This window comes from Pedobacter sp. WC2501 (assembly GCF_052682415.1).
In genome coordinates, this window is the sequence record NZ_JBQZFI010000001.1 from 5,705,317 (window position 1) to 5,731,481 (window position 26,165).

Here is a 26,165-nt window from a genome sequence, read left to right on the forward strand (position 1 = left end):
TAGATAACATACAGATCTTAGTTCTGAATAAAAAAGACTATTTTCCTTTCACATCTGTTTTTTGGTAACGAAACGCTAAACCAGCAATGGGAAATACTGAAGAAACTAAAAGAAATCAATATTTGAATTTTATCAGATTGAACAATATAAAAACTATTATGATAACCTATAAACTAAGGAAAACCTGTTATTTATTCTTCATTTTGACATGTTTTTGTTCGAAGTCTTTTGCGCAAAGTAATCAGGACAATACCTTAAAAGGTATCATTAAAGATTCGAATAATGAGGTTGTAGACGGTGCAACTCTGTATTTAAAAAGCGGTATTGATGGTCAAACAATTAAACAGACATTGAGCAATAAGGATGGCAACTTTTCTTTTACTGTTAAGGCTGGTACTTATCTGATTTTTATTAGTTATCTGGGCACGCTGTCTTACCAGAGTGAGCTGTTAAAATTAACAGGCAACATGGATGTAGGTGTTATAACGATTAAAACTACCGCCCGTAGTTTAAAAGAAGTTGTTATTCAGAGTTCCATGAGTAAGCCGCTTGTTAAAATCGAAGGAAGAAAAATGATTTATAACATTGAAAAAAGCATAACAGCTCAGGGTTTAAATGGCCTGGAAGCTTTAAGAAAAACACCAGGAGTAGTTGTAAACCAGGACAATACTATCACCCTGAATGGAGCCAGTGCTGCGTTGGTGATGATTAATGGCAGACAGACCTATTTACAGGCTGAAGAATTGACTCAACTGCTTAAGTCAATGTCCGCATCCGATTTAAAAGCCATTGAAGTCATCAAAAACCCTTCTGCTGAGTATGACGCTGCCGGAACTGGTGGCATCGTCAATCTTGTACTTCAAAAATCAATTGCAGAGGGTTTCAACGGTACTATTAATAATGGTGTCGCTTTTGGTATTACCTTAAAACAAAACACCAATTTGAACCTTAATTTTCGAAAGGGTAAATTTAATGCCTTCGGTAGTTACAATCATAATTTTGGACATTTTGCGATGGACTACGACTATGACCGGACGACAAACGGAAAGGTATATATAAACTCCAATCATGATGTGGACAAAAAACATACTATCGGATCTACTGTCGGTTTAGATTACGCAATAGATACCACCAAAACAATCGGAATGGTGATGAATGGTAATTTTTCAAGTGGTGGCGGCTTGATCACACCGACGACAAATATTTTTGATCAGTTAACAGGAGCACTTTTACAGACGCTTAAAAGTGAGAGTAGCTATCCGGCACAAAGAGCCAGACGTTATAATGCCAACTTAAACTATAGGTATAAAGGTAGTAATCGCATAAGTCTGGACATAGATGCCGACTATGGCATTTTTGATGCCGCTACAGAAAATTTGAGTACCAATGCTTTTTATTCAGCTGAAGGAACATTCCAGTCCTCAAATAATTTCCTTGTGGCCAATAGCCGAAATATTAAGCTATATGCGGTTAAGGGTGATTATGGCTTTCCAATCGGGAAAGGGCGGATGTTAACAGGCGCTAAGTTCTCTGAGGTAAATGCAAAAAATGTATTTGACCAGTATGATGCAAATGGCAGCGTCAATGTTATTGATATCAACCTGTCCAATACTTTTGACTACAAGGAACAAATAAGTGCTGGGTACCTTAAATATGAAACGCCAATAAATGATGCACTCAGCTTTGATCTTGGCGTGAGATTAGAACATACACATTCCGAAGGAAACTTACTACCGACAGAAGGCAGTAGTCAATCTGCAACTTCTGTAGTTAGAAACTACCTGAACGTTTTTCCTACGGCTGCAATAACTTATAAAACTAAGCAAGAAGGCACCTACAACCTAAGTTTTGCACGTCGCGTTGACCGCCCGGCTTATAACAACCTGAATCCATTTTCATATCCTGTAGATGAACTCTCCTATTGGAAAGGTAATCCGTTCCTGCAGCCTCAATATGCGAATACATTAGCGCTCCAATATAGTTACAAAAAGACGACCATCGCTGCCAGTTACACACATACAAGCGATATAAGCAGCACTATTACGGAAGTAATTAAAGGGAGTATCATCAATATGGTGCCCAGGAATATCGGATTTCAGAACAATATAAACCTAACTGTTACACAACAGATCAGGTTGGCAAAATGGTGGAATATGAGTCTGACCGGTATTGGATATCGTCTGGAGAATAAAGTAGGAACTATAGATTATGGGAATTATAACCGGAGCCGTTTTGCGGGAACGATTAATATTCAACAAACCTTCAATCTTCCCAGTCACATTACTGCCGAGGCAATAGGCATGGTTAACTCAAAAAATATAAGTGGATTAAATACTTATATAAGGGGTAATTCACAGGTTGACATTGGCCTGCAAAAGAATTTGATGCATGAAAAAGCAACGCTTAGAATAGCGGCTTCCGATATATTAAGGAAAAATAAGATTATTACAGATACTGAACTTAATAATTTACTGCTTCATACCACCTATGTGGGTGAGAGCCGACAGATCAGATTGAGTTTTACCTATCGCTTTGGAAACACTAAGATCAAATCAAAAGACAGCCGCCAGTCTGGACTGGAAAATGAATCGCAACGATTATAGCGTTTTAAAATTATTTTTTTTTGAAAAATAGTCAATGAATACAGTAGTAAAAAACATAATAATAGAACTAATTTCACAAAAAAGTAAGGAATAAATCTAATGGAGACAGATGAAATGGAGATGCTTGAAAGAGATTCCTACCAAAAAGTTTTCCACACCTGTGAAGTCCAAAACCCGATTTTGTCCATAATCATACTTTAAACAGTTTAAACCTATTTTTTGCTTCACAGGCACAAAAAGTGCTTAAATTTTGATTTTAGGCACATTTAACTAAATTTGGATTATACCAAAACCAAGTTTATGTATCAATTAACAGTACCTGCAGATCACGTTAACGAATCTTTAAGTAAGCACATTCTGGCCGATGGTTTCGACCTGACCTACGATATGGAAAAGAGTCACGGTGCCTATATTTACGATTCTAAATACAATAGAACTTTACTCGATTTTTTCACCTGCTTTGCTTCCGTTCCTTTGGGTTATAACCACCCTAAAATGATTAATGATGAAGCCTTTAAAAAAAATCTTTTACTGGCTGCTTTATCCAATCCATCGAACTCTGATGTTTACACACAACAGTATGCACAGTTTGTTGAAACATTTTCTAAAGTTGGCATCCCTGATTATTTGCCACACGCTTTTTTTATTGCAGGCGGAGGTTTAGCAGTAGAAAATGCAATTAAAGTAGCCATGGACTGGAAGGTTCAAAAAAACTTTGCAAAAGGATATACTGAAGAAAGAGGCTTTAAGGTTTTACACTTCGAAAGAGCTTTTCATGGCCGTACGGGTTACACGCTTAGCTTAACCAATACCCTACCCGATAAAACAAAATGGTTTGCCAAATTCGACTGGCCAAGGGTGGCTGTTCCGGAAGTTAAATTTCCACTTTCAGGAGATAATTTAAGTCATGCCATTGCAACTGAAGAAGCTTCGCTCCAACAGATCAAAAAAGCCTTTGCAGATAATAAAGATGATATTTGCGCAATAATTGTAGAACCGATCCAATCTGAAGGTGGAGATAATCATCTACGGGATGAGTTTTTGATCCAACTTAAGACTTTGGCCGATGAAAATGATGCCTTTTTGATTTATGATGAAGTACAAACTGGTGTTGGCTTAACCGGTAAATTCTGGTGTCACCAACATTTCAGCGAAAAAGCCAGACCTGATATTTTGGCTTTTGGTAAAAAAATGCAGGTTTGCGGCATCCTTGTTGGGAATAAAGTAGACGAAATTGAAACCAATGTATTTAAAGTACCCAGCCGTATTAACTCAACGTGGGGAGGCAATCTGGTTGATATGGTACGTTCTACCCAGATTTTACAGATTGTAGAAGAAGATCAGCTATGCGAAAATGCGGCAAAAATAGGCACGTATTTAAAAGAGCAGTTGAAAAATCTGTCACACAAGTTTGATCAAATGACAAATATACGTGGAAGGGGTTTGCTGTGTTCATTTGATTTCCCGACAAAAGAAATGCGTAATGCATTTATTGGTAAAGGATTGGAAAACAATGTGATGTTTTTGGGCTGTGGCGATAAAACCATACGCTTTCGTCCGGCACTTTGTATTGAGCAAAAGCATATTGACGAAGGCTTGACGGTTATGGAAAAAATATTGCCTTTATTGTAGGCATGAATAGAAAATCGTTCGTTTATTTCTTCGTTGCAGGGATTTTAGTATTGATCTTTTTCATGGTTAAAGATGTTTTTGATCAGCCTGGGATTGGGGATATGAAAGCAGGCTTTAAGGAAATTATCAAATATAGAAACGCCAATAACACTGGCCCGGTACAACGGATTTACATCGTAACGGTTAAAGATTCGATATGGAAAGAAATGGAAGATTATGGTAACCTAATGCCCCATACTAAATACGGGAATACGAAAGTTTACTTCTTTATGCAAAATGGAAATGTTCCAAACACATTAGCGCCTGGAGAAGTAAACTTCGACCCTCAGTTTAATAAAAATTGTATTGCCTTATTTGAAAAAAGTGCAATGAGCCAGGTGGCGTTTAACAAGTATCCGTTTTAAAAGCAGTTTTTTTAATTACAAATGAACCGTGATTATAGTTCCATAAGTCCGTCAGCAAAATCGCTTTTACTTGCCAAAAGTTTAACAAATATTCCCTTTGTTGCCGATGCTGTTAAGTTAATCTACGGTAACGACGCCCTTGAAAAATTACATCATAAAGATTTTGATGAGGTATTTTTAAAACGGTTAGTGCATTTTGAAAGTAGATATTTATCTCTGGATAGCTTACTTTTTGCATCAGGCTCTTTAAATATTATAGAAATTTCTTCTGGCTATTCTTTCAGGGGCTTGGACCTGGTTTTAAGGCATCCGACGATTTATTATTTGGATACTGATTTACAAGGTGTAATCGATATCAAAAAAGATTTGGTTGATCGGCTAATTGTAGATGAGAAATTACAACTAAAGGGTAAACTCAAAACCGAGGCTTTAAATGCTTTGGATGGAGATGCTTTTTCAAATGTTATAAATCAAATGCCTCTTGGCCCGATTAGTATTATAAATGAAGGTTTATTGGTGTATCTAAATAATGAAGAAAAGACATCATTATGTAAAACCATCCATAAATCATTAAAACAAAGAGGTGGTTATTGGATCACTGCCGATGTATATGTTAAAAGACCGGCACCTAAAAGTGAAACCAATGATCATTTTTCTCAGTTTCTGGAAGCACATCAAGTAGAAGATAATAAGTTTGAGAGCTTTGAACAGGCTGAACACTTTTTTCTTGAACAAGGTTTCAAATTGATCACTAAAGCAACTTCAGTCTGGCATCAACTTTCCTCGCTAAAATATATTGATATTGAATTGTTAAAAAAAATGAAAGAACAGGCGAATAAAATTGGGAGAATCCGGGAAACCTGGGTGTTAAAAGCGATTTAATTAATAGAACGAAATACTCAGCATTCAAATAGGTAAAATTCCATGACCTGTTTGCCGAATGCGTTAATCCTTATGATTTGGAAATGAAGGGTTCTGTGCATTTGGCATTTTCAGTCCCGCTTTCCCCCCTGCCAATTTTAAGGAATTGGCATCCGTTCCAATCGGGTTTATAAACAATGCTTTGTGCCTTGAAAAAAACCGCTGTTCAATAAACCTGACAGCAGCGGCAGCCCCGATTTTTCTATCGGGCTACAGCGAATGGCAGGACTGTAGCACCTATGAAATGCTGACGTTCGTTTCTTAACCCTAAAAAATCTGTTATTTATTTTCCCTACGAGTCTTCGACTACGCTCAGACGGACAAGCAACTAATTACCCTAGCTCAAAACTAACGAATTTCCCTAACACTATTACCACCAGAAACTTCGTGAGTTAGCCTAAAAAAAGCCAAAAATCCCCTTGCCCCAGTATGTGTCCTCAGAGAACGGAACACATAAATATACGCTACCAGTCCAATCAATATGCTTTTGTTAAATAAACCTGACAGCAGCGAAAATCCTTTTTTGTTTGCAGCACCCTTAACATGATGTCATGCTGAGGAACGAAGCATCTGCAAGCTACGGAACAGAGGCTCCTCACCTCAGCACTTCAAAACCCGCAAAAAGATTGCAGCGAATGGCAGGACTGCAGCACCTATGAAATACTGACTTTTGTTTCCTACCCTGAACATGATGTCATGCTGAGGAACGAAGCATCTGCAAGCTACAGAACAGAGGCTCCTCACTTCAGCACTTCAAAACCCGCAAAAAGATTGCAGCAAATGGCAGGACCATAGCACCTATGAAATCCTAACATTCGTTTCTTAACCCTAAAAATCTATTATTTATTTTCCCAACGACTCTTCTACTACGCTCAGACTGACAAGCAACTAATTACCACAGCTCAAAACTAACGAAATTCCCAAACTGCTCTTACCCTTTCAAACTTCGTGAGTTTCCCCTCTAAACAAATGCCGAAAATCCGGTTATTGCACGGCCAACAATCAGTGTATTAATTTCTTTTGTACCCTCGTACGAATAAATCGCCTCGGCATCGGCCACAAAACGTGCTACATTATATTCGAGTAAAATACCGTTTCCGCCCATTACTTCCCTTGCTTTGCTTGCTACATCACGCGTTCTTAATGAACAGAAAACCTTGGCGAGCGAAGCATGCTCATCTTTCAATAAACCCTGATCCTGTAGTTGTGACAAACGGAAACAAAGTGTTTGCATCGCTGTTAAATTTGATAACATTTCCACCAGGTGATTTTGGATCAATTGAAAAGAAGCAATGGGTTTACCAAACTGTTTTCGGGTCTGGGTATATTCCAAAGCATTTTCATAAGCACCACGAGCGCAGCCTACCGCCTGCCAGGCAACCCCTGCCCTCGTCATTTGCAATACCTTAGCGGTATCTTTAAATGAGTTCGCATTTTGTAAGCGATCTGCTTCTTCTACCTCGCAATTGGTTAAAGTGATAATTCCATTTTGTACGATCCGCAATGCCATTTTATCCTGCATCTTCTCTACAGCAAAACCTGGATTGTCTTTTTTCACGATAAAGCCTTTTACTTCTCCGCTTTCCTCATCGCGTGCCCAAATAATTAAGATATCTGCAAAGGTGGCATTACCAATCCATTTTTTCTGACCATTTAAAATCCATTTACCGGCTACCTTTTTACAGGTTGTGGTTAAACCGCCAGCAGCAGCTGAGCCAACTTCGGGTTCGGTTAATCCGAATGCACCAATAATTTTAAATTGCTGCATCAGCGGTAACCACTGTTGTTTTTGTTCTTCCGATCCACATAAATAGATCGACCCCATGGCCAGGCCGCTCTGTACACCAAAAAAAGTAGAAATTGAAGTATCAATCCTGGCCATTTCCATCGCTAAAATACCTTCCATTAAATTCGATTTCCCCGGACAACCATAACCTTTATAGGTTAATCCACAGATGTTGAGTTCGGCAAGTTTTGGGATAATTTCGAAGGGGAATTCAGCTTTGTTCCAGTAATGGTTAACTATGGGTTTTACTTCTTTTTCTAAAAAAGCACGTACTTTTAACTGAAGTTCGCGGTCTTCATCTTTGAGCGCTTCGTCGCCCAAATGGTAAAAATCACCTTCAATGGGTGGCAGTTCTTTCTTTTTACCGGATCCACCCATCATTTTCATCATCCCCTGGATTTGTTTATCATCCAGGCTTGATATGGTTTCGACCATTTTGGGTAAATCGACTTTTTTCGATAAAGCCTCTAACTTATCGAAATCTACGTGTTTAAAAAGATTGTATGCGTTTTTGAGAGAAGAGAATATATTCGCCATTATTATTTGTTTTGAGAATAACAAACGAAGGGCGGTTTTGTTGGACTTTCAAGTTTAACCGCAAAGCGCGTAAAGGCTTCACTAAGGAAAAGAAAGGGTTCTGAGAAGCATTAATTTAAACCCCCGACACAGTTTCAGGAAACACTCCTGTTTTTTAATTTCTGTCAAATGTTTTCGGAATTATATTTTTGTCCGTTTCTCCACAAAATGTCCAAGATATAATGTACCAACGATAATTATCAAAAATTAGCTGAATACTATTTATTCCTCTTCTTTCAACTTTTCCGTCTTTTTCTAATCTCGTTTCATAAGTACTCCAAATGTGTGCAATATTTCCAAAAACTCTAACTTCCCGATTAACTTCGCTTTCATAAAAAGCTGTACCAAAAACCATTTCATCAGTTTCTTTATGAAATTCTTGCAGTGTCATAGTTACTTGTTTTTGCTTTTTTCTGTCAAAATAAGAATAAACTGCTTTTTGATGGTGCAAATAATTATCTCTTTCCCATTGTCTTTTTGCTCCTTTTTCGCCTGAAACAACCTCATAGCTTGCTTTCATTAATGCATCGATTGTTTTTGCATCATTTTCGAATGGGTTGTTCTGTGCTTTTAAACTCCCGGTTGTCATAAATATCATAGTTGTTAAGTAAAATAAAAATTGTTTCATAATCTTTTTTTTTTACAAAACAACTCAGATAATTTTATCCAAAAAAATAAGTTATTTGGTTTGTTTAGGTTTTTATGTGATCTGTCAAATTTCTTATTTAGAGTAGCAATTTTTCAATACTAATTAATAGACAATCTTTATAACTTTTTGCTATTGTAATTTTATGTTCACCTATAATTAAATGATTATCTTCTATACATTCCACATTTTTCAAATTCACGATGTTTGAATTATGAACCCTCATAAATTCATCAGGTAATTTGTCAATAAGGTCTTTTAAGGTTTTGTAGTAAACATATTTTTTATTGTTTTTAACAAATATTTCAACATAATTTCCCAATCCTTTTACAAACAAAATGTCGTCAAAATTTAATTTGATTAATTTTCTGTCAGTTTTTATAAATGTGAAATTTTGTTGATTTGTCATTTTATGGTCGTTTAGTTAAAATTGCCACGAACTCACACCTTTGCGCGCTTAGCGAAAGTCTTCTTTTCTATGCGGTAAAAAACTACCTTAAATCAAACAAATTATCAACACCCAACAATTTCCGCGAAGTAAAGCCTTCGCCAAAAGTGGCGCCAATGCTTTTACCAAATTCTCTTGAACGGCCAATTACGCTTTCGAAAAACTCAGGCGATGAAATATAAGTTTGCAAACCATCTACATCAGGATTATAAAACTGTGTTTTAAAAGCCTTAATCGATTCAATTTTCTTATCCATGTGATCAGAAATATCTACAATAATATCAGGCTTCAAGTATCTGTCCTGGATGTATTGCAACAACAACCTCGGGCGGTGGGCCTCTTGTTTAACACCATCTATCAACGTTTCTATTTTTGGTAAACCTGATAAAAAAACCGAATCATAAACCAGGTCTCCTGCCCTTCCGTGATCAGGGTGACGGTCTTCCAAAGCATTGCTTAAAATAATTTCCGGTTGGTATTTTCTGATGGATTTAATTACTTCTAAACGGTGAAATTCATCGTTCTGAAAAAACCCGTCCCTCATGCCTAAATTTTCGCGCACATGTAAGCCCAAAATTTTTGCAGAGTCTGCCGCCTCTTCATCTCTTGTTTCTGCTGTACCACGCGTACCCAGTTCGCCTCTGGTTAAATCTACAATTCCAACTTTTTTACCAAGGGAAATATGTTTTAAAATAGTACCGGAACAGCAAAGCTCTGCATCATCGGGATGCACTGCGATCACTAAAATATCTAACTTCATGATGTAATTATTGGGTATTTTGGCTCAGCAGTTGCTGAATTTTCTTTTTAATTTTCGAACTCAACGGCTTGGTGAAGGGCAAGAAATAATCTTCCAGTTCACCATTTTTGTTCAGCAGGTATTTATGAAAGTTCCAACGGGGTTTCGAACTTAATTTTGCGTTTTGCTTTTTATCACTCAAGAACTGATAAAGCGGATGAGCATGTTCGCCACGAACCATAATCTTTTCAAAAACAGGAAATTTTACACCATGGTTAATCTCGCAAAAAGATGCGATATCAGATCCATTTAAAGGTTCCTGTTTTCCAAAATCATTTGTGGGAAAGCCCAGAATTTCAAAATCAGGGCTGTTAATCTCATCCTTAAGTTGCTGTAATTCTTTTAACTGTGGCGTAAAACCACATTCTGATGCGGTATTTACAATTAAAACAACTTTGTTGCGGTAGGCTGATAATGGCTGCTCTTCGCCATTAATTTTCTTAACCTTAAATGAATAAATATTCGGAATGCGCTCCTGCATTATATGTTATTGATAAAATCCTGACGTACGGATAATAGACTCTATATCTCTATCTGTATTCGGATCGTAAGTGCTTTTTAAATTATGTCCTACCACACGGGCAACAATCTGATAAGAAAATGCAGCGAAACCTCCTTTGGTTTGCTTTACTATGTCGTATGTTGTTCTGCCCACTTCACGGTCGATCAGTTTTGTTAAAATCTGACCTTGAGTAATCGTTAATTCCTTTATTTCGCGGTTAAACATGTCTTTAATTTCTTTATCACATTGTTTAACCAGTTGTTTCTGTTCTTTTTTCTCGGGAGTCCGGGCCAAATCCTGCTCCAGTTGCTCATATCGGCGTTTTGCAAACAGCGCATAAGGCATTACTTTTAATACGTTATACCTTAAACGGTTGTAGGCAGCCTGTTCTGCCGGCGATTTCCAGATTCTGGCTGCGTAAATGTTAACCTCATTAAGTTGCATCCAGGGAATCATGACACCATTATCGTTTGTTGAGGCTACTCTAATCGTATCGCTTTTACCCTTTTTTGGAAATACAGGTGCAGCAGGATCCTGGGCTCGTAGCGAAATGCTGCAAATCATTACAATAGAAAGAAAAAAGAGCCCTTTAAATTTCATAAATTTATACTTTTACAAAGTTAGGTGTTATTTCATATATTAGTTGTTTCACAAAACTAATATAAGTTTTATTCATAAATAAGACGCAAATTTTTACGCAAAAAATACAAATGAAAACAGAGTTAGTGATTGATTTAGAGGCGGAAAAGCAAGAGATTCTAAAAAGATATAGGGCATTACTACGGGCAAGCAAATCTACTTTACAAAAAGGCGATAAAAAAGAAATCAGGAAAGCTTTTGATATGGCGCTGGAAAGCCATAAAGATATGCGCCGAAAATCCGGCGAACCTTACATCTACCACCCTATCGCTGTCGCGCAGATTGCTGCTGAAGAAATTGGCTTAGGAACAACCTCTATAGTATGTGCCTTGCTACACGATGTGGTAGAAGATACCGACATCACTTTAGAAGATATTGAACGGGAGTTTGGTAAAAAAACCGCTAAAATTATCGATGGCTTAACTAAAATATCTGGCGTTTTCGATACCAACAGCTCGTTACAGGCTGAGAATTTCCGCAAAATGCTGCTCACTTTGGCTGATGATGTGAGGGTAATCCTGATCAAACTTGCCGATCGTTTGCACAATATGCGTACAATGGATTTTATGCCCCGCCACAAGCAGCTTAAAATCGCTTCAGAAACCATTTATTTATACGCTCCACTAGCGCATAGGTTGGGTTTATATGCCATAAAATCAGAATTGGAAGATCTTTCGATGAAATATCTTGATCCTGATACTTATAAGTTCATCGCTAAAAAATTAAATGAGAAAAAAGCAGAACGTGCGCTTTTCATCAAAAAATTCGTTGAGCCGATTGATGAGATTGTTCATGAGCAAGGATTAGTGGCCGATGTTTACGGCAGGCCGAAGTCAATCCACTCCATCTGGAACAAGATGAAAAAGAAAAATATTCCTTTCGAAGAGGTGTATGATCTATTTGCGATCCGGATTATTTTGGACTCGGCCCCGGAAAATGAAAAAGCCGATTGCTGGAAAGCCTATTCAATTGTAACCGATTTATATCGCCCAAATCCTGATCGTTTACGCGATTGGGTTTCGTCACCAAAAGGGAATGGTTACGAAAGTTTGCACACTACGGTAATGGGTCCACGCGGACAATGGGTTGAGGTACAGATCCGTACACAACGGATGAACGAAATTGCAGAGAAGGGTTTTGCTGCACACTGGAAATATAAAGAATCAAGTAACGATAACGGTCTGGATCAGTGGATCCAGAAAGTGCGCGAAATGTTAAGCAATCCAGAAGCCAATGCTTTAGATTTCCTTGACGATTTCAAGATGAATCTTTTCTCTGATGAGATTTTTATTTTCACGCCAAAAGGTGCTTTAATCCAATTGCCTTTAGGCGCAACCGCATTGGATTTTGCTTTCGAGATCCATACCGATGTAGGCGCAACCTGTATCGGAGCTAAAGTAAACCATAAGCTGGTTCCGATTTCATATAAACTACAAAATGGCGATCAGGTAGAGATTATCACCTCGAGCAAACAAACCCCTAAAGAAGATTGGCTAAACGTGGTGGTTACCGCCAAAGCCAAATCTAAAATTAAGTCATCGCTAAAAGAAGAAAAGCGGAAAATTGCTGAAAACGGAAAAGAAATCTTAGAAAGAAAGCTAAAGTCATTAAAAATCACTTATAATACCGATAATATACAAAAGCTTAGCTATTTCTTTAAGTTGCCTTCTACACAGGAGCTTTTTGTAAATGTTGCCTTGGGCAAAATCGAGCTAAAAGACATAAAAGAATACCTGTCTAGCGAGAAAGAGGTCGAAAACCGTAGCCCGGAGCGACCTGAAAACCTTTCGGTTGATGGGATTAAGAGTAAAATTAAAGGTGGCGAATCTGATATTTTGCTGATTGGCGAAGATATGCAGCGCATTGATTATACCTTGGCTGCCTGTTGCAACCCAATTCCTGGAGATGATGTTTTTGGATTCATCACCGTGAGCGAAGGCATTAAAATACATCGCACCAATTGCCCAAATGCAGCACAGTTAATGGCTAATTATGGGTATCGTGTGGTAAAAGCCAAATGGAACAAACAACAGGAATTAACCTTTTTAACAGGCTTACGGATTGTTGGCATTGATGATGTAGGCTTGATCAACAACATCACCAGGGTTATCTCTACCGATTTTAAAGTAAATATGCGTTCGATTACTGTTGATACCAATGAGGGGATTTTTGATGGTTCGATTATGATTTTTGTAAACGATACCGAACACCTGGAAAACCTGATTAAAAATTTATTAAAAGTTAGAGGGGTAACCGGAGTAACGAGGTTTGATGCCTAAGTGAGTCCATAGTCGAAAGTCCTGAGTCTCATCTTATGATGGATAAAGACTCTGGACTTCAGACTAAACATTTAGCAAATCTATGTAATCATTTAATCGGTGTAATCATTTTTCAAAACTATTTACCTACCTTTGAATGGAGTTTAAAAACTATGTCTGAACAAAAAACAAATGAGCTCGTTCGCAAGATTTTTGAGGCTTATTTAGAAAACAAAAATCTACGTAAAACACCAGAGCGTTTCGCTATATTGGAAGAAATATATTCAAGAAACGACCACTTTGATGTAGAAACCCTTTATATCCACATGAAAAACCAAAAGTACCGTGTAAGTCGTGCTACGGTTTATAACACATTGGAGTTATTGGTTTCATGCGATTTAGTTACCAAACACCAGTTTGGTAAAAACATGGCGCAATTCGAAAAATCTTATGGTTACCGCCAGCACGATCACGTGATCTGTATCGAATGTGGTAAAGTAGTCGAATTCTGCGATCCACGTATCCACCAGATCCAAACCATGGTTGGCGATCTATTAAAATTTGATGTTAAACACCATTCATTAAATCTATATGGTTTCTGCTCTGACTGCAGTATGGCCAGGAAAGTTAGCGAAAGTGCGGCAACAGTCGAAAAAATCAAACAAAATTAAATCAAAATACAAATAAAATCAGCTTAATTTATTAAATAATGACGCAAGTAGATGTACTTCTCGGCCTGCAATGGGGCGATGAAGGAAAGGGAAAAATCGTTGATGTACTAAGTCCAAAATATGATCTTATTGCCCGTTTTCAGGGTGGCCCAAATGCCGGACATACTTTAGAGTTCGATGGCAAAAAATTCGTTTTAAATACAATCCCTTCAGGAATTTTTAACGAAAAAACCATGAACCTGATCGGTAATGGTGTAGTAATCGACCCTATTATCCTAAAAAGAGAGTTAGATAATTTAAAAAAAGCTGGTCATGACCCTGTTGCCGATGGCAAATTGGTGATTGCCCGTAAAGCACACTTAATTTTACCAACCCACCAGTTATTGGATGCTGCTAACGAAGCACGCATGGGTAAAAACAAAATTGGATCAACTTTAAAAGGTATCGGTCCAACTTATATGGACAAAACTGGCCGTAACGGTTTACGCGTTGGTGATACTACCCTACCTGATTTCAAAGAGCGTTATGCTAAACTGGTAGAAAAACATACTGAAATCCTTTCTCACTACGAAGGTTTTGAATATGAACTGGCTGAAAAAGAAGCATCATTCTTTGAAGCAATCGAATTCTTAAAAACCATTCCTCACGTAGATAGCGAACATTATGTGAATGGTTTCTTAAAAGAAGGAAAAGCAGTTTTAGCAGAAGGTGCTCAGGGAACATTATTGGACGTGGATTTCGGTTCATACCCTTTTGTAACTTCTAGTAACACTACAACTGCAGGTGCCTGTACTGGTTTAGGTATTGCGCCGAATAAAGTAGGAGCCGTTTATGGTATCTTCAAAGCATATTGCACACGTGTTGGTGGCGGCCCTTTCCCTACTGAATTAGATAACGAAGTTGGCGAAAATTTACGTGCTTTAGGTCACGAGTTTGGTGCAACTACAGGTCGTGCACGCCGTTGTGGCTGGATTGATCTTCCTGCATTAAAATATGCTATCATGTTAAACGGTGTAACCGAATTAATTATGATGAAAGCAGATGTTTTAGATACTTTCGATACCATTTATGCTTGTACCCACTACGAATATAATGGCGAAACGATTGATTATATGCCATACGATATCATTTCAATCGAACCAAAACCCGTATTGAAAGCAATTGACGGTTGGGCTACGGATGTGACTAAAATTACTTCTGTAGATGAAATTCCAGCTAAATTGAGCGATTATATTGCTTTCTTAGAGAAAGAATTAGAAGTGCCGATTAAATTCCTTTCGGTAGGACCAGATAGAGCACAAACGCTAGAATTACGCTAAAAATACTTGATTCAGTCACCAAGAATAAATTCTGTGACTGCCCATAAAGAAAAGCAATCCATAACCGGGTTGCTTTTTTCATTTCAGAGTTGTCAACTTTAATGGCAGGAAAGTGCCAGAAAGTTGACAACTCTTTGCCAATTGAGATAGTAAATTGATTTCAACAGTTTGTTTTCCTTCTTCAATTTAGTTATTTTTGAGTATAAATATTTATTATGGCAACTATCTTAGAAAGCGAAATGCTAAATTATTTTACCCAGCTAGACGATGCCGAAAAAACTTCTGTAGTAAAAATGCTTAAAGCATTTATAAAAGGTAAAAAAGAAAATTCAAACATTACTATTGAAGCCTATAATAATGAGCTTTTAGCCGCAGAGCATGAGTTTAAAAACGGCAATTATATTTCTCATGATGAACTATTGTCGTCATCTCGACTGAAGCGCAGCGAAATGGAGAGATCTATCTAAACAGATTTCTCGACTGCGTTGCACCCGAGCTATCGGATCCGCTCGAAATGACGTTTTATCTGAATGAAAGTGCTATGAGAAAATCAATAAGCCGCTCCAAAAGATAAAAATTAATTTCTTACAATTACCATCTCTATTTTTACCTTTGCGGCAGCTTGAAAACCCTGCAAAACATATCCGATTTCAAACAAAAAGCATTACACTGGGCCAACCAGTTCGAGATTTGTTGCTTTTTAGATTCAAACAACTACAAAGATGCTTATTCAGCTTACGACTTCATTATCGCGGCCGGTGCTCACGCTGAACTAAAATGTAGATCAGGAAATGCATTTGATCAACTAAAAAGTTTTCATTCTCAACATCAGCAGTGGATTTTCGGATTTTTCAGTTACGACCTGAAAAACGAAATCGAAGACCTTCAATCTAATCATCCAGATCATTTAAATTTTCCCGATTTATACTTTTTTGTTCCAAAAAACCTTATAACCTTTAAAAATGGCAAGGCTGAGGTTTTACTTGGTCATCCTTCCATTTTAGCTGATATCGAATCCTTGCAGATTCAAATAAAAAATCAATCGAAAGCGCTGACAATAGCGCAAAGATTATCCAAAGACCAATACATCAAAAAAGTAGGTGCCTTAAGAGATCATATTATTCGTGGCGATATTTATGAAGTCAATTTTTGTCAGGAGTTTTTTGCCGAAAATATAGAAATAGACCCCATTCAAACTTTTGAGGCGCTAAATCAAGTCTCTCCCACCCCTTTTGCAGGTTATTTTAAGGTTCAAGGTAAATATATTTTATCTGCCACACCAGAAAGATTTTTGTGCAAACGTGGATCTAAACTTACCTCACAGCCCATTAAAGGCACGGCTAAAAGAAGTTCTGATCTGGCAGAAGATGAAGCCATAAAACTGCAGCTCAGAAATGACATTAAAGAACAGGCAGAAAATGTAATGATTGTTGATTTGGTTCGCCACGACCTTACTAAATCAGCCGTTAAGGGTTCTGTTACCGTTGATGAATTATTCGGCATTTACAGCTTTCCGCAGGTACACCAGATGATTTCTACCATTAGTTGTGAATTAAATCCAGAGATCCATTTTATCGATGCCATTAAAAATGCGTTTCCAATGGGTTCTATGACTGGAGCCCCAAAGGTTAAAGCCATGAAATTGATAGAAGAATACGAAGTCACCAAAAGAGGAATATATTCTGGCTCTTTCGGCTGCATCAGTCCTGACGGTGATTTCGATTTTAATGTGATTATCCGCAGCATTTTGTATAATGCCGATTCCAAGTATTTATCTTTCCAGGTTGGAGGAGCGATTACCTACCAAAGTAATGCGGCTTCAGAATATGAGGAGTGTTTGCTAAAAGCCAGTGCGATATTGAAGGTATTGGGAGGTTAATTGGTTCATTAGTTCAATTGTCATTAGTTCACTTGCCATTCATTCTTTAGCCAGTTTGTCATTCTGAACGCAGTGAAGAATCTTTTCTACCTTAGTTGTAGCGCTCGCTACGACTTAACCACTATTACTAATTATTATTCAAATAAAAAAGTCTTAGCGAGACGCTAAAAACAGGACGTTAGAGTATGTCATTCTGAACGCAGTGAAGAATCTTTTTATTTCTTGCTGTATCCTCTCGTAATCGTTTTACACTTTCGAATTGCAGATTCTTCGTAAACTCAGAATGACAATTTTCGGAAAACAAAAAAGGCAGAAAATTCTGCATCATGCAAAACCTTCTACCTCTTTACCTTAAGCCTTCAACCTTATTTCTTATAATATTGCTTTGCTTCAGGTAAATATTTTTGAATCTGTGCAATACGTGTAGCATCGCTTGGGTGGGTGCTTAAAAATTCAGCCGGCTTTTGGGCGCCTGCAGATGCAGCCGACATTCTATTCCAGAAACTGGTCGCATTTTGTGGATTATATCCCGCCATGGCCATAAAAATCAAGCCCAAACGATCGGCCTCTAATTCCTGGTTACGACTGAATTTTAACATCGCAACTGGTGTACCAACGCCATATAGGGTATTAAAAATAGACTGCGTTTTAGGGTTTTTAGACAAAGCAACTCCCGCTGCTGCGCCAACACCCTGTGCAACCATTTCCTGCGACATACGCTCAGCTGAGTGACCCGCAATGGCATGCGCAATCTCATGCCCCATAACAGTTGCTAAACCAGCATCATCCTGGGTAACTGGCAAAATACCAGTATAAACCACAATCTTCCCTCCTGGCATACACCAGGCATTTTTTTCATTGTTCTGTACTACATTAACTTCCCATTGATAATCAGCAATCAGATTACCGTAGTTATTGTTGTTCATATATGATTTTACAGCTGTAATTAACCTGCTTCCAACCGTTTTCACTTTTAAGGCCTGGGCATTTGAAGCGGGTAAAACGGTAGATTTATTTTCTGTTAAAAAGGTACTGTAGGCCTGGAATGCCATTGGCAAAACCTGATCGTTACTAACTAAATCAAATCGACTACGTCCTGTTAAAGGAACGGTAGAACATGAGTTAAATAATAAAATCCCAGCAACACTTGCTGTTAAAAATAACTTTTTCATAAATGCGATTTTAAATGATTAGTAATACCTATAGGTAAAGTCGATGATTAAACAGTAAGCCTATAAATAAGTTTTAAAGAAATGTGTTTTGTTAATTAATTAGTCTTCTTCCTAAACAAATACACTTTAGATTCTTTGCCTTTCAGCAATCTTTCGAGATTTTTTTGGTGCGTAACTAAGATTAAAATACAAACCACCATGCCATAAAGCACTTCAGATTTGATGGAAACCTGAAACAAGAAAACTACACTTAGCGGAAAAGTAAATCCGGCGCAAATAGAGCTTAATGAAACATATTTAGTTAACAACAATACCACCACAAAAACCAGAACGCAAAGCATAGATGCTTCGAAGTTAACTGCTAAAATCATTCCAAAAAGTGTGGCTACCCCTTTTCCTCCCCTGAAACCCGCAAAAACAGGGAATAAGTGCCCCATTACCGCGGTTACACCCAAGGCGAGTTGGTAGTTAACAAAAACAACTGAATTTTGTGGTCCGGTTACCGACATGCCGATAAGATAGGCAAGATTGGTCGCAGTATAACCTTTTGCAATATCAATGATCATCACAGCAATTCCGGCTTTTTTGCCCAGTACCCTAAAAGTATTGGTTGCACCAGCATTGCCACTTCCGTATTCTCTTACATCAACTCCATAGAAGGCCTGACCAAGCCAGACAGCTGTTGGTATAGATCCAAAAAGGTAAGCAATTAATAACGCGCTGAGAGAATAAACCGTAACCATAGCCTACAATGATACAAAAAATAAGCTTTCAATTTTATAGCAAATCACTTTAGTATGCTTTTAAACTCATATCCAGGCTTTTCACAGAATGTGTAAGTGCGCCCATCGAAATAAAATCTACTCCACAAGCTGCATATTCTGCAACATTCTCTTCGGTAATTCCTCCGGAAGCTTCTGTAATAAATTTCCCGTCGATTAATGCAACGGCAGCCCTTAAGTTTTCAAAACTAAAATTATCAAGCATAATGCGATCTACACCACCAATAGCTAAAACCTGGGATAACTCCTCTAAGTTCCTAACCTCAATTTCGATCTGAAGTGATTTATTCTGATTGATCAGATATTTTTGCGCAGCGGTAATGGCGTTTGAAATCCCTCCTGCATAATCTACATGATTATCCTTGATTAAGATCATATCATATAAACCAATGCGGTGATTTACACCACCACCAATCCTAACTGCCCATTTTTCTAAATAACGCAAACCGGGAGTAGTTTTACGGGTATCTAAAATCTTGGTTTTAGTCGTTTTTAACAGTGAAACAATACGATGGGTTTTGGTAGCAATACCACTCATACGCTGCATACAGTTTAATACCAATCGTTCTGCTATTAAAATAGCATGTGTACTTCCAGCAACGGTTAAAGCAATATCGCCTACTTTTACAGCAACACCATCCTGTAGCAATATATCAACTTTCAGTCCGGCATCAACCTCCTTAAAAATCTCAAGGGCCAATTCAATTCCAGCTAAAATACCATCTTCTTTGATAATCAGTTTTGCTCTTCCCTGTGTTCCGTTTGGAATTGTTGAAAGTGAAGTATGATCTCCATCACCAACGTCTTCGGTAAGGGCATTTTTTATGAATTGATGTATAAGTTGAGTATCCAAAATATAGGTTTTATGCCGCAAAAATAAGAATTATTTATTAGCAGGCAATTTCCTGAAGGGTTAAAGTGAATTTGTTAACATCAGAAGTCTCCAGCATCAGCGACATGCGAAGTTGACACAGGTATAGCGTCGGCAAAACTTCGTAAATCCTGCCTGGCAAATTAATCCTTAGCAGGCTCAATCCTTAATTCGGTAATCGAAAAATTAGTATTGAATTTTTTCATGGTAATAGAAATCCTGAAGGTTTCTTTAGCAGTACTTAAAATAATTACGCCAAAACGATAATTTGGATTTGTATTAATTTTATGAAAAATACTTGTTTTTACCGGAGGATGTTTAATAAAAAAATCTCTCAAAATCTGTTCACCCTGTGCTTTAGAGTATACATCTTCTTCATCAACAATGATAAGTTCGATAGTTGAAGCGAAATTTTTAGCAATTTCTTTTGAGTTGCCAGCCTTAAAATACGAGGATAAATCATCAATTATATCTGCCTGGATGGCTGTAGGGTAATATAATGACGACAAACTAATAACGAGTAAAAATAAGCTCCGGATCATTTCTGTATTTTATACAGAACCCTATAGCTAAAATTATGCCATTAGCATATCAAAAAAAGGATTTCTTCATTTATATAAGCATCAATAAAGTTATATTTGCCATATAAACAAAATACTAAACATGTTATACATGAAAATGTTTTGATTTGGATCAATAAATTTTACAATAAAAATGGTAAACGATAAAAAACTCGCGCTTATAATCCTTGATGGCTGGGGCTACGGAAAACAAGATAATTCTGATGCTGCCTACGCTGCCAACACTCCTTTTTTCGATTCGTTATTACAGAAGTACCCAAATTCCAGGCTTGAAGCATCTGGTGAAGCAGTAGGCTTACCAGCCGGGCAAATGGGAAACTCAGAAGTTGGACACATGAACTTAGGCGCAGGTAGAGTAGTTTACCAGGAGCTTGGAAGAATCAATAAGTCGATTACCGACAGGGAATTGCACCACAACCCGGTTTTGGTAAGTGCATTCGATTATGCAAAACAGCATAATAAAGCCGTTCACTTCATCGGCCTGGTTTCAAACGGCGGGGTACATGCACATATTGAACATTTAAAAGCTTTATGCGATGCCGCAAATGAAGCAAATGTACCAAACACCTTTGTTCATGCTTTTTTGGATGGCCGTGATACGGATCCAAACTCTGGCCTGGGCTTTATTACTGATCTGGAAAACCATATCCAAAACACCAATGCTAAACTAGCAACCATGGTTGGCCGTTACTATGCTATGGACCGCGATAACCGTTGGGAGCGCGTTAAACAAGCTTATGATGTAATGGTAAATGGCATTGGCGAAAAAACCCAAGATGCCTTAGCTGCAATCAAAAAATCGTATGCCGATGGCGTAACTGATGAGTTTTTAAAACCAATAGTACTAACACAAGACAATGGTGCCCCGGTAGCGACCATTCAAAATGATGATGTGGTAATCTGTTTCAATTTCCGTACAGACAGAGGACGTGAGATTACAACAGCATTAACTCAGAAAGATTTCCCTGAGCAACAAATGCATAAACTACCATTGTATTATGTTACCATGACTACCTACGATGAGAGCTTTGAAAAGGTAAATGTAATTTTCACCAAAGATGATTTAATCCAGACCATCGGTGAAGTATTGGCCAATAATAATAAAAACCAGATCCGTATTGCTGAAACTGAAAAATATCCTCATGTAACCTTTTTCTTCTCTGGCGGAAGAGAGGCTGAATTTGCCAATGAGAAACGCATTTTAATTCCTTCACCGAAAGTAGCAACTTACGATCTTCAACCTGAAATGAGCGCAGCAGGAATTACCGATGCCATTACCAAAGAAATGGAAACAGGATGGGCTGATTTTATTTGTTTAAACTTTGCCAATCCAGATATGGTTGGACATACAGGCGTTTTTGAGGCAGTAGTAAAAGCGGTTGAAACTGCAGATAAATGCGCTGAAACCGTAGTAAACAAAGGTTTGGAAAATGGTTATTCGTTTATCCTTTTAGCTGATCATGGAAACTCTGAATTTATGGTAAATGGGGATGGATCTGCCAATACTGCACATACCACCAACCTGGTACCTTGTATTCTAATTGATAAAGACTATAAAACCATTGCAGATGGTAAATTAGGCGACATTGCCCCTACTGTTCTGAAAATATTAGGTGTAGCTATTCCGGCAGAAATGACAGGAAACGTTTTAGTATAATGGTTAAAAAACTTTTTATCCCGGTATTTGCTTTAGCTTTATTTTCATGTAACCAGCGAAAAGAAGCTGAAGCAAATACCAGTTTAAGTTATTTCGATGTTAAGGGTTATTTCGGAAAAGAAATTTCACGACTGCAGCGTTTAAATCCCGATGTTGATAAAACGGTGAGTATAAATGGTATAGCGGAACATAAAAAAGCCAAAATTACAGATTGGACAAAGGAACTTGCCATTTTTGTTAATGCCGATATCAATAAAACCTCCTGGAAAGGTAGTTTTAAAACTAAAGAACAAGATGGAGTTGATATTTACACTTCCGATAATAAAAAAATCCCTATCAAGAAGATTTCTATAACCTGGAAAGGCCAGAAAGCAGGTAAAATAGAGATCATAATCGATAATAAAAATATCTTATACCAATCTCAGGATACTTTAATCTACTGCCCTGATAGCTTATACGAAATCAAAAAACAACAGAAAATTAAATTGCTAAAGGAAAAAAAGTATTCAGTTATTGGAAAACTGAAATAAAAAAAATGGGACTCGAAAATATTCAAGTCCCATTTTTTTAAAGGGAAGTATTTTATTTTAGGCTGGCAATCTGCGCCTTATCATAGGTTACCCAATCAATAATATCTTTTCTTAATGGCTGCAAGGTTAATACTTTCTGAAAATCAGCGATAGAGTTATTGAACAAAGCTACACAAGCTGCTTTTTCTTCTTTTTTCTTTGCTTTAAAAGACCTGAAAATTGCATAATCTTTGTAAGCCAGGCCACGGTTCTGGAACATCTGTGTATCTTCATCACCATTAATTTCGATGGCTTTTGTAAAATCTTTGAGAGATGCCAGATAAAAATTTTCGCGCATGGTATTTAACGATTCTTTGGGATCGTTAGCTATTTTCAACCTTGCGATACCACGATAATAATAAGCGGAAACCTCAGTAGGTTTGATGGTTAATAAGCGGCTGTAAGTGGCAATACACTTCTCGTACTCACGATTTTGGAAGTAAGAATATCCGAGCATCTGGAGCACATGTGCATTATCAGGAGTTTTAGTATCAGCTTTTTCTAATTGTATAGCAGCAGTCTTATAATCACCTTTCATCATAGCCTGCATGCTTCTTTCGTAATTGCTTTGCGCAAAACTACTCGTTGATGTAAAAATAATTAAACCTAAAATCGCCTTTTTAAAATAGTTCATGTATGAGTAATAAGTTAATAAATCTAACGCCTAACCGAATTTATAGGAGAAATTTTTTGCAATATAATCCTATTCTGATAATTTAAAAGTTTTTAATTTTCTTTCATTCAAACCAGGTGCCCTAAACATTAGCTTAAACGCTAAAAATCGCTTTATATGATATTGGCGAAAATATTTATATTTTTCTGCCTTTTTAACATAAGATTAATATTATTTTCATTTTGGCACAAGAGTTGAATTTATTAAGCTAATACTAAAATTAAACAAATTGAATGCGATCAAACTGCCAGTTTGTCGTTAGCGGAAAATGTGATAATGAGTAAACAAGATATATTTGATTTCCATACAGCAATGCCAATCATAAATGAAGATACAGAGTTTTTTCCTTTAATGTCTCAACAAGACGAAGAGGAAATGAACAATGAGGAAACGCCCGAAACGTTGGCCATATTGCCTTTGCGAAACACAGTTTTATTTCCAGGAGTAGTTATTCCTATTACTGTTGGAAGAGATAAATCAATTAAGTTAATTAAAGAAGCTTACAAAGGAAATAAGATTATTGGCGTTGTTTCTCAAAAAGACGTTTCTATTGAAGATCCTACTTTTGAGCAGCTTAACACGGTTGGTACTGTTGCTAACATTATTAAGTTGTTGCAGATGCCTGATGGGAATACAACTGTAATTATTCAGGGTAAACAACGTTTCAGCTTAATTGAAGAGGTACAGAATGAACCTTATATCAAAGCCGTTGTTAAAAAATTCGAAGAACAAAAGCATAAGGCGGATAAGGAGTTTAAAACATTAATTGCTTCTATACGCGAGATGTCTGCGCAGATCATCCAGCTTTCACCAAATATTCCAAGTGAAGCCAGTATTGCACTAAAAAATATTGAGAGCAATTCATTTTTGATCAATTTCATTTCATCAAATATGAATGCCGAAATGGCCGATAAGCAAAAAATCCTTGAAATGGATAAATTGCAGGAAAGAGCGCAAAAAGTAATGGAGCTCTTAATGGTCGAATTACAGATGCTGGAGCTGAGAAATCAGATCCAATCAAAAGTGCGTACCGATTTAGATAAACAGCAACGTGATTATTTCTTAAATCAACAGCTCAAAACCATCCAGGAAGAACTGGGCGGAAATTCTGCCGATTTAGAATTTGATGCTTTACAGGAAAGGGCTAAAAAGAAAAAATGGACCCAAGCCGTTGCTGATCATTTTGATAAAGAAATAGATAAGTTAGGCAGAATGAATCCCGCTGCGCCTGATTATTCGGTTCAGTTAAACTACTTAGAACTACTATTAGATTTACCCTGGAGCGAATTTACAAAAGATAATTTTGACCTAAAAAGAGCACAACGCATTTTAGATAAAGATCACTTCGGTTTAGAAAAAGTAAAGCAGCGTATTATCGAATACCTGGCTGTGCTAAAACTAAAGCGTAATATGAAAGCGCCTATTTTATGTTTGGTTGGCCCTCCGGGAGTTGGTAAAACATCTTTAGGAAAATCAATTGCAAAGGCATTAGGCCGTAAGTATGTACGTATGGCTTTAGGCGGTATCCGCGATGAAGCAGAGATTCGTGGCCACCGTAAAACTTATATCGGTGCCATGCCAGGCCGTATTATTTCATCGATTAAAAAAGCCGGAGCAGATAACCCTGTTTTTGTTTTGGATGAGATTGATAAAGTAGGTACTGATCACCGTGGTGATCCATCATCAGCTTTGCTAGAGGTTTTAGACCCTGAGCAGAACAATGCTTTTTACGACCATTATGTAGAGGTAGACTACGATTTATCAAACATCTTATTCATTGCCACAGCAAACTCTTTAAGCACCATACAGCCTGCTTTGTTAGATCGTATGGAAATTATTGAGGTGAACGGATATACGATTGAAGAAAAAATAGAGATTGCCAAAAAATACCTGTTGCCAAAACAGAAAGAAAATCATGGTTTGCAAACCAAAGATATTAGCCTTAAGACTACCCTGATTGAAAAAGTGATCGAAGATTATACAAGAGAATCGGGTGTGCGTGGTTTAGAGAAAAAAATCGGCTCTTTGGTACGTGGTGTGGCTACTAAAATTGCAATGGAAGAGACCTACGAAGCAAATTTAAGCCATGATGATGTGGAGCGTATATTAGGTGCCCCAATTTACGATAAGGATTTGTACGAGGGCAATGAAGTTGCCGGGGTAGTAACAGGTTTAGCCTGGACAAGTGTTGGAGGTGATATTTTATTTATTGAATCGAGTTTAAGTCCTGGGAAAGGAAAATTAACCTTAACCGGTAACCTGGGTGATGTAATGAAAGAATCGGCAGTAATTGCTTTGGCTTATCTACGCGCCCATGCAGCTGAATTTGGCATAGACTACACTTTATTTGACAATTGGGATGTTCACGTCCACGTGCCTGCAGGTGCTACGCCAAAAGACGGACCTTCTGCTGGGGTAACGATGCTTACTGCTTTAACTTCGGCATTTACGCAACGTAAGGTAAAACAACATTTAGCTATGACTGGTGAGATTACTTTACGCGGAAAGGTACTTCCTGTTGGTGGAATTAAGGAAAAAATTCTTGCGGCAAAAAGGGCAAACATTAAAGAAATTATCCTTTGCAAAAGCAACCGTAAAGATATTTTAGAGATTAAAGAAAGTTACATTAAAGATTTAACGTTTCACTATGTAACCGAAATGAGCGAAGTAATTGAATTGGCATTAACTAAAAATAAGGTAAAAAAACCTATAGATCTGAGCGTTAAAATTGCTCCGATTGTAAACTAATTGCTAATTCTTTTGGATTAACGATCAAA

At 37.4% G+C, this 26,165-nt stretch carries 23 protein-coding genes; 12 read left to right on the forward strand and 11 right to left on the reverse strand.

Annotated elements, in window-relative coordinates; genetic code table 11:
• Positions 1–203: 203 nt before the first annotated feature.
• From ACUN24_RS23860 to ACUN24_RS23875, 4 genes are all read left to right on the forward strand, one after another.
• Entirely contained in the window at positions 204–2,603 is a 2,400-nt protein-coding gene (locus ACUN24_RS23860) for an outer membrane beta-barrel protein (RefSeq protein WP_445564788.1), read from the forward strand.
• A 300-nt stretch (positions 2,604–2,903) separates the two neighbouring features.
• On the forward strand, positions 2,904–4,235 hold the full coding sequence (gene lat / locus ACUN24_RS23865) for an L-lysine 6-transaminase (protein ID WP_445564789.1): 1,332 nt from the start codon (positions 2,904–2,906) through the stop codon (positions 4,233–4,235).
• Positions 4,236–4,237: 2 nt separating this feature from the next.
• Positions 4,238–4,639 carry a hypothetical protein gene (locus ACUN24_RS23870; RefSeq protein WP_445564790.1) on the forward strand — a complete coding sequence of 134 codons (402 nt, stop codon included), beginning with the start codon at positions 4,238–4,240 and terminating at the stop codon, positions 4,637–4,639.
• A gap of 21 nt (positions 4,640–4,660) precedes the next feature.
• A complete protein-coding gene (locus tag ACUN24_RS23875; RefSeq protein WP_445564791.1) occupies positions 4,661–5,521 on the forward strand; it encodes a hypothetical protein in 861 nt (286 codons plus the stop codon).
• A 1,000-nt stretch (positions 5,522–6,521) separates the two neighbouring features.
• On the opposite strand, the gene ACUN24_RS23880 is transcribed toward ACUN24_RS23875, so the two are convergent.
• The 6 genes from ACUN24_RS23880 to ACUN24_RS23905 form a co-directional block, all read right to left on the reverse strand.
• Positions 6,522–7,883, reverse strand: a complete 1,362-nt coding sequence (locus tag ACUN24_RS23880) for an acyl-CoA dehydrogenase family protein (RefSeq protein WP_445564793.1) — start codon at positions 7,881–7,883, stop codon at positions 6,522–6,524.
• A gap of 154 nt (positions 7,884–8,037) precedes the next feature.
• The gene (locus ACUN24_RS23885) at positions 8,038–8,550 is read right to left on the reverse strand and encodes a hypothetical protein (RefSeq protein ID WP_445564794.1); all 513 of its coding nucleotides are present in this window, start codon (positions 8,548–8,550) and stop codon (positions 8,038–8,040) included.
• Between the two features lie 97 nt (positions 8,551–8,647).
• Positions 8,648–8,977, reverse strand: a complete 330-nt coding sequence (locus tag ACUN24_RS23890; RefSeq protein WP_445564795.1) for a LytR/AlgR family response regulator transcription factor — start codon at positions 8,975–8,977, stop codon at positions 8,648–8,650.
• A gap of 82 nt (positions 8,978–9,059) precedes the next feature.
• Positions 9,060–9,776 (reverse strand): bacillithiol biosynthesis deacetylase BshB1, encoded by a 717-nt coding sequence (gene bshB1 / locus ACUN24_RS23895; RefSeq protein WP_445564796.1) that lies wholly within the window; start codon positions 9,774–9,776, stop codon positions 9,060–9,062.
• A gap of 7 nt (positions 9,777–9,783) precedes the next feature.
• On the reverse strand, positions 9,784–10,296 hold the full coding sequence (locus ACUN24_RS23900) for a glutathione peroxidase (protein WP_219075528.1): 513 nt from the start codon (positions 10,294–10,296) through the stop codon (positions 9,784–9,786).
• A 6-nt stretch (positions 10,297–10,302) separates the two neighbouring features.
• Positions 10,303–10,917, reverse strand: a complete 615-nt coding sequence (locus tag ACUN24_RS23905) for a DUF4294 domain-containing protein (protein ID WP_193423666.1) — start codon at positions 10,915–10,917, stop codon at positions 10,303–10,305.
• A 110-nt stretch (positions 10,918–11,027) separates the two neighbouring features.
• Here ACUN24_RS23905 and ACUN24_RS23910 point away from each other — a divergent pair, with 110 nt between their 5' ends.
• From ACUN24_RS23910 to ACUN24_RS23930, 5 genes are all read left to right on the forward strand, one after another.
• On the forward strand, positions 11,028–13,235 hold the full coding sequence (locus tag ACUN24_RS23910) for a RelA/SpoT family protein (protein WP_121287184.1): 2,208 nt from the start codon (positions 11,028–11,030) through the stop codon (positions 13,233–13,235).
• 152 nt (positions 13,236–13,387) lie between these two features.
• Positions 13,388–13,885, forward strand: a complete 498-nt coding sequence (locus ACUN24_RS23915; RefSeq protein ID WP_090500261.1) for a Fur family transcriptional regulator — start codon at positions 13,388–13,390, stop codon at positions 13,883–13,885.
• Between the two features lie 38 nt (positions 13,886–13,923).
• On the forward strand, positions 13,924–15,204 hold the full coding sequence (locus ACUN24_RS23920; RefSeq protein ID WP_445564797.1) for an adenylosuccinate synthase: 1,281 nt from the start codon (positions 13,924–13,926) through the stop codon (positions 15,202–15,204).
• 215 nt (positions 15,205–15,419) lie between these two features.
• Positions 15,420–15,671: a hypothetical protein gene (locus ACUN24_RS23925; RefSeq protein WP_445564798.1), complete on the forward strand. Its 252-nt coding sequence runs from the start codon at positions 15,420–15,422 to the stop codon at positions 15,669–15,671.
• Between the two features lie 155 nt (positions 15,672–15,826).
• Positions 15,827–17,083 carry an anthranilate synthase component I family protein gene (locus ACUN24_RS23930; RefSeq protein WP_445564799.1) on the forward strand — a complete coding sequence of 419 codons (1,257 nt, stop codon included), beginning with the start codon at positions 15,827–15,829 and terminating at the stop codon, positions 17,081–17,083.
• 365 nt (positions 17,084–17,448) lie between these two features.
• On the opposite strand, the gene ACUN24_RS23935 is transcribed toward ACUN24_RS23930, so the two are convergent.
• The 4 genes from ACUN24_RS23935 to ACUN24_RS23950 all read right to left on the reverse strand — a co-directional run bounded on the left by ACUN24_RS23935 (position 17,449) and on the right by ACUN24_RS23950 (position 20,450).
• Complete coding sequence (locus tag ACUN24_RS23935; RefSeq protein ID WP_445564800.1) at positions 17,449–18,255, reverse strand: M48 family metallopeptidase; 807 nt, start codon at positions 18,253–18,255, stop codon at positions 17,449–17,451.
• Between the two features lie 95 nt (positions 18,256–18,350).
• Entirely contained in the window at positions 18,351–18,998 is a 648-nt protein-coding gene (gene plsY / locus ACUN24_RS23940; RefSeq protein WP_029279402.1) for a glycerol-3-phosphate 1-O-acyltransferase PlsY, read from the reverse strand.
• A 49-nt stretch (positions 18,999–19,047) separates the two neighbouring features.
• On the reverse strand, positions 19,048–19,890 hold the full coding sequence (nadC, locus tag ACUN24_RS23945) for a carboxylating nicotinate-nucleotide diphosphorylase (RefSeq protein ID WP_445564801.1): 843 nt from the start codon (positions 19,888–19,890) through the stop codon (positions 19,048–19,050).
• Positions 19,891–20,051: 161 nt separating this feature from the next.
• Positions 20,052–20,450, reverse strand: coding sequence for a DUF4783 domain-containing protein (locus tag ACUN24_RS23950; RefSeq protein ID WP_138817964.1), 399 nt, complete (start codon positions 20,448–20,450; stop codon positions 20,052–20,054).
• Positions 20,451–20,622: 172 nt separating this feature from the next.
• On the opposite strand from ACUN24_RS23950, the gene gpmI reads away from it, so the two are divergent.
• Positions 20,623–22,146: a 2,3-bisphosphoglycerate-independent phosphoglycerate mutase gene (gpmI, locus tag ACUN24_RS23955; RefSeq protein WP_445564802.1), complete on the forward strand. Its 1,524-nt coding sequence runs from the start codon at positions 20,623–20,625 to the stop codon at positions 22,144–22,146.
• Positions 22,146–22,676, forward strand: a complete 531-nt coding sequence (locus ACUN24_RS23960; RefSeq protein ID WP_445564803.1) for a hypothetical protein — start codon at positions 22,146–22,148, stop codon at positions 22,674–22,676. Before gpmI ends, ACUN24_RS23960 begins: the two co-directional genes overlap by 1 nt.
• 52 nt (positions 22,677–22,728) lie before the next feature.
• Here the strand turns inward: ACUN24_RS23960 and ACUN24_RS23965 are convergent, their stop codons facing one another.
• Positions 22,729–23,349: a tetratricopeptide repeat protein gene (locus ACUN24_RS23965; RefSeq protein WP_445564804.1), complete on the reverse strand. Its 621-nt coding sequence runs from the start codon at positions 23,347–23,349 to the stop codon at positions 22,729–22,731.
• A gap of 315 nt (positions 23,350–23,664) precedes the next feature.
• On the opposite strand from ACUN24_RS23965, the gene lon reads away from it, so the two are divergent.
• Positions 23,665–26,136, forward strand: coding sequence for an endopeptidase La (lon, locus tag ACUN24_RS23970; RefSeq protein WP_445564805.1), 2,472 nt, complete (start codon positions 23,665–23,667; stop codon positions 26,134–26,136).
• Positions 26,137–26,165 lie beyond the last annotated feature (29 nt).